Source organism: Candidatus Saccharimonadales bacterium, assembly GCA_035317825.1.
Taxonomy (GTDB): Bacteria; Patescibacteriota; Saccharimonadia; order Saccharimonadales; family Saccharimonadaceae; genus DATHGB01.
In genome coordinates, this window is record DATHGB010000009.1 from 95,880 (window position 1) to 102,909 (window position 7,030).

A 7,030-nucleotide genomic window follows, 5' to 3' on the forward strand; every position below is an offset into this window, starting at 1 on the left:
CAGATCTTAGCTTTGTATTTGCGCTTTAGCCATACCGGCATAGACGGATTGTATAAGTGTCTCAATTTCGGTTTTGAGTTCGTCAATTGTCACCGATTTTTCTGGTACAGTCACATTAGCTGTTTTATTAAAGACTGGTTCAAAAACGAAGGTTCTTTTTTCAGGACCAGTTTCGTCCTTGGTGCTAAACTTTGTAATTTCGTGCGACCATTGACTCACCCATACTTCCATTCGCGTTTCGTTCGCGGCATTTTTGTCAGATGCTACCGCATTATTTTCATCAATCGTAATGTTTGGATCACAATCCTGCAGCGATTTAAACACACGGGTATTTTTTAGTTCTCGGGCAAAGCCTTTTGCCCCCTCGTTGTTGCTTTTAATCGTATACCCGAGGCTGCCGTCTTTAGTCCCGAGGTTTTGTTCGATAGTTAGGAATTTATTTTTCTTGTAGATATTTGCAACCTCGTCCGTAGCTGCTTTGTCACTTTGGAACTTAGTGATCGTATCGCCGATACATTTTTGCATTTTGCTGGTTGCTACGCTGAATTGTTTCGTATCAGCAGCACTTATCTTGACCCAACGATCATCAATTTTAGCAATTAACTGGTCAAAAACGTCTTGAGACCCTGGAAGAATAACCCCGCTGTATGCCTTAACGACATCTTTTACATTCTTGACCTTGAAATAAAGAGTGCCTTCACCATCTATGAGCCCGCTGCCATTTACCGTAACCGGCCGTCCTCCCATATCAAGAGTAGCCTTAACGTTTACGTTTCCCTTGGCTCGGTCGGTCGCACCATCAATCTCTATTTTTACTTTAGTCGCACCATTTGTCACGTCCATTAACCCAGTAAAGGTAAGTGTTTTTGCTTTAATCGCGTTCATAACGCTATCGGCCACCACCTTTTCAGGGTTCTGATACCAGAAATTATATGCGAGTACGCTGCCTGCGCCAAGAATAACGGCAACAATAGCAATGATGATACCGATAATAATAAGTTTTTTACTGCGGCGCTTGGGAACTGTGGGCGCAGGAGTAGGTTCGCCAGGAGTATTGGATTGAAAAGGCATAGGTATAGGTATCTTTTCTTGCCTACTATGTCTGTCAAAAGAGTTGAATTCGTCGTTTTTCATGCATACTCCTTGCACGTACACGCATTATGCTTATATTTATAGCATATCATGTGCAAAAAGGAGAGTATCAGAATTTAGAAAAGAATGCGTTCTTAACTCTCATCCAGTCAGCTGATTGCCGTACTAGCTCATCTTCTTCACTAAGAACACACAAAACCTTCACTGCTTCTTCGACGTAGCCGCCATTTTGCGAGCCTTTTGCAAGGATTGCCGCACCAGGTTCTACGACGCTACGGACAAAACCACCAGCATCGATTGCGCTTTTGAAACTTTTAACCTGGCATCCCCGTGCGCGTGCCGCAGGGGCAAGGTATTTCTCTGCGTCGTCGCCAACGGTCACTACCCAAGACAACAGACTTGCATCACATAGTGCGCCCAATTTTTGATGCTCGCCCTCAGAAGACTCACCAAGTTCATTCATCGATCCTAAAATAACAACCCGTTGAGGAACTTGAAGACTGTACAGCGTCTGTAATGCCGAACTAGCCGCAACCGGACTAGAATTATACGTATCATCAATAATAATCGTGTCATCAATTCCACGCAGTAAATTCATACGGCCTGGAACGGCTCGAATTAGCCCTAGGCCTTTTGCTATCTCGTCGATTGTTAGCCCTAGTTTCACCGCTACAGCTACAGCCCCCATCGCGGGACGAAGACTATGCTCGCCCACAACTTTAATAGTTGCCTGTATAGATTGGTCGAATTCGGGGGTGATTACCTGTCCTTTATAGCCTGTTTCCAGAGCAAAATCTTCTTCTTCGAAACGATACTCGGCCAGACCTGTCGTACCGTACGTATCAACATTTGAGTTGATTAGGTATTTTGCATACCCACCATCAACATCGTCCCGGTTAATGATGGCAATTTCAGAAAAGTTAGCAGCTGTTAGTTCTTCTTCTGCGACCACATCCATAGTTTTGAAAAACTCCATGTGTTCAGCAGTAACAGCAGTAACGACACCGATATACGGCCGCATATACTTGCCAAATGCGGCAATGTCACCCGGCTTGTCTGATCCAAGCTCTTGCACGATAACGTCTACTCCCGTAGGTTGGTTGATACGCTTGCGGGCAGCCGCAAAAATAGACAGCCATGCAAAAGGATTTTTGAGCTTATCTAATGCAGGATACTCAACTCCCAAGATGGCGAGTGGGACACTCATGTCGGTATTGTGGTTTCCCTCATGTAGTGCAACCCGATAGCGTGTAGATAGTAGCGTCGCAATGGCGCGTTTCGTGCTGGTTTTACCGACACTACCCGTAACGACAACGAGTTTTACCTCCGGGTGTTTACGGAAATATTTTCGAACATAATCTTCAAGACGTTTTTGGATGATTTTTTTGAACATGCTTACCCCTATCATAAACGATAGGTAGGCAAAGGAGCAAATTCGTTCAGCTCTTAGATCAATAACTAAAATTAGTTACTCATACAAAAGTTGTAAGGCCTCCTGGGCCCGACTCACTCACGAAGAGGAATCGGGCCCAGGTTGGGCAGGGAGAACAGTCAGGTCGCTACAGTTGCAACCTGATCGCCGTAGAGAGAAAGAGCGCCATCACGATCACCAGCGCCATCATGACGGCGCCGGCGTTGATCTGGTTCTGCTCCAGGATCTCCTTGACGGTGCAGTTGGTGAGCACCAGGCGGTCGATGAGCCAGCGGGCCAAGTACAGACCGATCACGGCGACCAACGTCGTAGCGAAGAACCCGGCAAAACCGGAACGCCACCCACTGAAGTCGCCGGCAACACCCTCACGTACCACCATGGATGTGCCGATCAACATGCCGGCGACCTCGTAGGCCGCCGCCAGGTTGCCCTGCGCGATCTCGTCTTGCAGGTTGTACCGCTTACCCCCGTCTCGCAGAACCTTACGGAGCTGAAAGCGGGTGATCCGTTCGTGAATGAACACGAACACCCCCACGACCAGCAGCAAGCCGAGCACTCCGAAGACTACCGTGCTTTCCATACTCTTTAACACCGACGATGCCTGACCATCAAGCGAACCGTTCAGAGCGAAGCCGGCGCAGATGTAGAACCCTGCCTCGACCGCCCCGACAGCCTTGTTGCCCTTCAGGAGCTCGTCGATATTGCGCACTTTGCGCAGCACGACCCAGTCGACGACCGGACGCACCAACAAAAGCGCGGCGAATACCCACGCACCTTCCAGTAACATCCATCCGATGACCCCATAGCCATCGTCGTGAATGGAGTACTTGAAGATGTGGAGCATGCCGATCGCTTGACCGACGACCAGTGATAGGCGTTGAATGGTGTAAGCAGTGCCGCCCTTGCTGAACAGCACTTCGTTGACGTTGAACGGGGTGATCTTGTTCACGGTGTGCCACAGCACGACCACGAACAGCGTTGCGGTTGCGAACGGAATCGCAACGCCGGGAGCACTCTCGCGAAACGCTCGCAAAAAGTCGAGAAACATATTTCCACCACTTCCGAAGACGACTTTCGTCTTCATAGTCGATTACGTGCGGAACAAAGTGACTGAGGTTATCAGTCACCAGGCCAGAACTTTCACGGATTCCTAGACCCGCGGGCACGCCGTCGATCATCCAAATGCCTAGCACTGGATGGTTGGCTTCGTGCACACCCTTGTCGTTGAACCCAGGAAAGTTTGGCAACGGAGCGAATGCCTGAACGATGGCCGGTCCGTCGTACGGACCTTCCATGTCAACAATCACTTCACCGTTTTTGACGATCCTGACATTGGCACCTTCGCGGCCAAGAAGCGGTTTGAGGACATAGGTCTTCCAGTCCTCAGGCATTTCGTCCTCGAAGTAAGCTGGCAAAAGCAGCTGGCTCTTTTCGGGGTCGGTGCCAAACAGCTTCCAGAGCACCGCAAGGATGCCCTTGTTTGACCACAGCATCTTGTAAGGTGGCTCGATCCAGATAGTTCCACCTGGTCGTGCCATATCACGAAATGCTGCTTCGGCGAAGTCATCCTCCACCATCATTTCCCACGGGTAAAGCTTGAACACTACATCAAGGTGGGGTCCATCGGCCGACTCATAGAATCGCCCATCCTCCGAGTTGTAGCAGATATCTTGGATCGACATGTTGCGAGTATTGTACCCCGCAGCTCGGCAGGCATCCTCGTTGGTGAGAATGTTGCCGTAGTCTTCTCCAGACTCGTCTGTTTCGTCGTAGACAAAGACCACCGTGGGCTTGTAGCCGAGGTGTTCCTTGATTTGTAGCAGGTTACGCCCCCAGGCTTCGACCAGGGCTTCGAAAATCCGATTCCACTGATCAGTGCCCTGTCCAGTCTGAGTGTGCCAGTAATGCTGGGCAATCGCCGACTCCAAAAGCGAAGTTGGGGTGTCAGCATTGAACTCTAGCAGACTCAGCTGTTCACCGTCGTACCGAAAATCGAAACGGCCATAGACACTCCCCCAATCGGGTTCGCGCCTCCAGCTGTTTTTGATCATCGGCCACGCAAGTTCGGGAATTCCCATCTTGCGCAGGATTTCGGGGTGACGCAGAATGTACCAGCCGGCCGCCTCCACCATCTTGAAAACGGTGACGGCGTCCTTTTCCATTCGTTCCACCTGGGGGAGAGTGAAGGTGTAGAACTTCCCCTCCCGCCAGTAGGACTTAACGGTTCCGTCAGGCATCTCCGTGGGGTTGTAGACAAGACCGTGGTCATAGATGAGCTTCTGCCATCCAGGCCGGATCTTGCCATTGTCGACTCGCTGCATTTCAGCCCCCCCTTGAGACGCCGAAGCCCTTGCCGAAGCCACCACTCCCGCTCACCTTGGTTCCAAAGCCACCCGTAGTGATCTTCCCGGTCGCGGGAAGCTTCATTGCCGTGCGGGAAGCTGAGTCGTTGTAAGGGAACTTGCTCCCTCCCGTCGGCAGCTTGTCCCCAGGCTTGAAGTTGTCCCTGTAGGTAGCGCCGGGGGCGTGCCAGATGAAGATGCTGCTGCCCCCACCGGAGCTGTTCCTCCTCTCGCATTCAGAAGGGTCGAGGATCGTGCCATCTTCTAGGGCGCAGTAGACCTGTTCGTCCTCTGCATCATCGGAATTTCCGGAGGGTGAACAGCCAGTCAGACTGGCTGCCACCAGCGCGCTAGACGTTAAGACGCCAGCGAGCTTCAATGTACCCAACTTTTTTGACATGCCACTTCCTTTTCGTAAAGCGATTGTCGGTTTTAAAAGTCTATGGTAGTTGTTAGATCAACTGTTCTCCCTTGTTAAGGTGCACCGATATTCATCGGGAGAGAGGAATATCCCCTCTTATTAGTAATCACCGCCATAATTACAGATAAGAATTGACATATTTCAACACAAATTAATCTGATGTATTGTAGTATTTTTTAGCATTTTTGTCAATGATACGTCTTAGAATTGTTTACTTTTTAGCATTTTAATGTTATAAATACTTAAGCATCCCTTCCACCACGACAAAAAGAGGTTGAGGTTTATGTTCATTGTCAATGCAGCAAAACTGGTCCTGCGAGGAGTCGCCTGGATTGTCATGGCTTTTGTCCAGGGAACTACCTGGGCAGTTGAACGGATTGCGAAGCTTCCTGCAACCAAGAAGTTCACGCACTTCGTCCTGGCCATGACGAGCAAACTGCGCTGGGTCCTCCTAGCGTATGTCCTGACACGCATTCTTGCGATTTTGATATTTCACTTCGTCGAGAAGTGGAGCTTTGTCGAAGCGTACTGGTGGTCCGGCGTGGCTGCCCTTACGATCGGCTACGGCGATTTCTACCCCAAAACGTCGGTCGGCAGAATTCTTGCGGACGGTTTTCAGCACTTCTGGATCTTCTACTGCGGGCTTGCCATCGGCGCCCACATCTTGATGAAGATCTTCAAGAAGCTGAGCGTCTTCACCCACCGCGAGCAGGAGTGGCTGTTCTGGGTCGTGGGTCTGACCTGCCAGTGGGCGCGGTGGATCGTCCTGAGCCTTGTCGTCATCGCCGAGCACCTCGGTTGTAGCGACAAACTACCTCCAACGCCCGGGCGTCTACCTGACGGTAGTCTCGTCGATCTTCCGGATCAGCCTGATCCGAACGAAGACTACGAGGCAGCAGATTACACTCTGCCCATACACGAAAGTGGAAGGATCACACAGACAGCATGAACTGACACGAACATTCACCGCGGAAGGTGATGCACAAGGCATTCGTTAATCGGATGCCTTTTTGCATAGGTTTAAACTATTTATTATTTCGCTTTAGAACAGGAAGTATCTTGATAATCATGCCTAGAGCTAACATTCCCGCTCCGATAGCAATAGGTAGCGACAGTGGCCCGCCCGTCTCAGCTAGTGTAGCGTTTGCCATCGTTCCATTCGGACAGGCAGGCGGCTGCACGGCCAACGACCCCGTATCAAATACTTGATTGTTAAATCCAGTAATCGAGTAATCGATTGACCCGCTCGTAAAGCTACAATCAGTCGTAAACTGAGCCGCAAGCGCAGTCGACGAGACACCTGGCGCAAGGTTTGCAGCGTAGGTGCAGGAGTTTCCAGCACACGTCCAGCTAGTTCCGCTTGCGCTCGCAAGCGTTACGCCAGCCGGTAACGTAAAGGCGACGCGGCTTGAGCTGTATGCGATTTGCTCTGCGGCAGCGTCATTATCAATCGTAAGGTTAGCATTTAATAGACTGGATGTAGGTGTATTAGGACCAGGCGCGTTCTGTGACACTGCGCTCTGCAAATCGATACAACCTGTTGGCACGTTACTTGGACCACGATTAGGTATTAGGCTTGGAGGTAGTGTTGCAACATCACTCACTTCCGTATTCCAATAACTCACAGCTCCATCGTATGGATTTGGCAATACATCGTCAGTAATATAGACCCAGCCAATGTCAGACGCTCGCATTTTGGCAAGAACACTTGGATAAGTGGCTGCATCTGCATCGTAAACAATA

Annotated in this window: 6 protein-coding genes and 1 pseudogene; 1 reads left to right on the top strand and 6 read right to left on the bottom strand. The window is 50.2% G+C overall.

Annotation, left to right across the window (positions count from 1 at the left end; translation table 11 throughout):
• Positions 1-6: 6 nt before the first annotated feature.
• The 5 genes and pseudogenes from VK497_01315 to VK497_01335 form a co-directional block, all read right to left on the bottom strand.
• On the bottom strand, positions 7-1,134 hold the full coding sequence (locus tag VK497_01315) for a hypothetical protein (GenBank protein ID HMI09022.1): 1,128 nt from the start codon (positions 1,132-1,134) through the stop codon (positions 7-9).
• Between the two features lie 67 nt (positions 1,135-1,201).
• Positions 1,202-2,485, bottom strand: coding sequence for a Mur ligase family protein (locus VK497_01320; protein ID HMI09023.1), 1,284 nt, complete (start codon positions 2,483-2,485; stop codon positions 1,202-1,204).
• A gap of 166 nt (positions 2,486-2,651) precedes the next feature.
• Positions 2,652-3,311: a DUF350 domain-containing protein gene (locus tag VK497_01325; protein ID HMI09024.1), complete on the bottom strand. Its 660-nt coding sequence runs from the start codon at positions 3,309-3,311 to the stop codon at positions 2,652-2,654.
• A gap of 313 nt (positions 3,312-3,624) precedes the next feature.
• A pseudogene (locus VK497_01330) lies at positions 3,625-4,845 on the bottom strand (glutathionylspermidine synthase family protein).
• Between the two features lies 1 nt (position 4,846).
• The gene (locus VK497_01335; GenBank protein HMI09025.1) at positions 4,847-5,266 is read right to left on the bottom strand and encodes a hypothetical protein; all 420 of its coding nucleotides are present in this window, start codon (positions 5,264-5,266) and stop codon (positions 4,847-4,849) included.
• 304 nt (positions 5,267-5,570) lie between these two features.
• Between VK497_01335 and VK497_01340 the strand changes: the two genes are divergently transcribed.
• Positions 5,571-6,236: a potassium channel family protein gene (locus tag VK497_01340; GenBank protein HMI09026.1), complete on the top strand. Its 666-nt coding sequence runs from the start codon at positions 5,571-5,573 to the stop codon at positions 6,234-6,236.
• A 76-nt stretch (positions 6,237-6,312) separates the two neighbouring features.
• Here VK497_01340 and VK497_01345 read toward each other — a convergent pair.
• Positions 6,313-7,030, bottom strand: a 718-nt coding sequence (locus tag VK497_01345) for a hypothetical protein (GenBank protein ID HMI09027.1), incomplete at its 5' end; no start/stop codon positions are given.